At 51.7% G+C, this 1,093-nt stretch carries 12 tRNA genes; all 12 read left to right on the top strand.

Features of this window, described 5'->3' with window-relative positions:
- A tRNA-Val gene (locus HMPREF0851_RS15195) sits at window positions 1-72 on the top strand.
- 2 nt (window positions 73-74) lie between these two features.
- A tRNA-Asp gene (locus HMPREF0851_RS15190) sits at window positions 75-147 on the top strand.
- Window positions 148-171: 24 nt separating this feature from the next.
- Window positions 172-244 (top strand) — tRNA-Lys (locus tag HMPREF0851_RS15185).
- Window positions 245-249: 5 nt separating this feature from the next.
- A tRNA-Leu gene (locus HMPREF0851_RS15180) sits at window positions 250-331 on the top strand.
- A gap of 18 nt (window positions 332-349) precedes the next feature.
- A tRNA-Thr gene (locus tag HMPREF0851_RS15175) sits at window positions 350-422 on the top strand.
- Between the two features lie 22 nt (window positions 423-444).
- Window positions 445-516, top strand: a tRNA-Gly gene (locus tag HMPREF0851_RS15170).
- Window positions 517-523: 7 nt separating this feature from the next.
- Window positions 524-609 (top strand) — tRNA-Leu (locus HMPREF0851_RS15165).
- 11 nt (window positions 610-620) lie between these two features.
- Window positions 621-694, top strand: a tRNA-Arg gene (locus HMPREF0851_RS15160).
- A 15-nt stretch (window positions 695-709) separates the two neighbouring features.
- Window positions 710-783 (top strand) — tRNA-Pro (locus HMPREF0851_RS15155).
- A 5-nt stretch (window positions 784-788) separates the two neighbouring features.
- Window positions 789-862: transfer RNA gene (locus HMPREF0851_RS15150), tRNA-Met, on the top strand.
- Between the two features lie 13 nt (window positions 863-875).
- Window positions 876-949, top strand: a tRNA-Ile gene (locus HMPREF0851_RS15145).
- A 12-nt stretch (window positions 950-961) separates the two neighbouring features.
- Window positions 962-1,051 (top strand) — tRNA-Ser (locus tag HMPREF0851_RS15140).
- Window positions 1,052-1,093: the final 42 nt, after the last annotated feature.

Below are 1,093 nucleotides of genomic sequence, written 5' to 3'. Positions count from 1 at the left end.
GAGTTTAGCTTCAGCTGGGAGAGCATCTGCCTTACAAGCAGAGGGTCAGCGGTTCGATCCCGTTAACTCCCAAAGGTCCCGTAGTGTAGCGGTTATCACGTCGCCCTGTCACGGCGAAGATCGCGGGTTCGATTCCCGTCGGGACCGTTTAAGATAACGGAAGTTATTTTAGACTCGTTAGCTCAGTTGGTAGAGCAATTGACTTTTAATCAATGGGTCACTGGTTCGAGCCCAGTACGGGTCATATATGCGGGTTTGGCGGAATTGGCAGACGCACCAGATTTAGGATCTGGCGCTTAACGGCGTGGGGGTTCAAGTCCCTTAACCCGCATTAAGATATAATAAATGAGCCGGCTTAGCTCAGTTGGTAGAGCATCTGATTTGTAATCAGAGGGTCGCGTGTTCAAGTCATGTAGCCGGCATTTTTAGATAGAAGAAAACAGTGCGAACGTAGTTCAGTGGTAGAACACCACCTTGCCAAGGTGGGGGTCGCGGGTTCGAATCCCGTCGTTCGCTTAGAGAGGCCGGGGTGGCGGAACTGGCAGACGCACAGGACTTAAAATCCTGCGATTGGTAACGATCGTACCGGTTCGATTCCGGTCCTCGGCATAAACTAATGAGCACCCTTAGCTCAACTGGATAGAGTACCTGACTACGAATCAGGCGGTTAGAGGTTCGACTCCTCTAGGGTGCATTTTTCTTTTTAACTCGGGAAGTAGCTCAGCTTGGTAGAGTACTTGGTTTGGGACCAAGGTGTCGCAGGTTCGAATCCTGTCTTCCCGATATATGGCGGTGTAGCTCAGCTGGCTAGAGCGTCCGGTTCATACCCGGGAGGTCGGGGGTTCGATCCCCTTCGCCGCTATAATGATCTTGTTGGACCTTTAGCTCAGCTGGTTAGAGCTCTCGGCTCATAACCGAGTGGTCGTAGGTTCAAGTCCTACAAGGTCCATTTGAATATTATGGAGGATTACCCAAGTCCGGCTGAAGGGAACGGTCTTGAAAACCGTCAGGCGTGTAAAAGCGTGCGTGGGTTCGAATCCCACATCCTCCTTTTGTATTAACGCGGGATGGAGCAGCTCGGTAGCTCGTCGGG

Source organism: Streptococcus sp. M334, assembly GCF_000187745.1.
Classification (GTDB): Bacteria; Bacillota; Bacilli; order Lactobacillales; family Streptococcaceae; genus Streptococcus.
The sequence above is the reverse complement of the archived record's forward strand: the minus strand, read 5'-3'. Positions and strand labels throughout refer to the sequence as shown.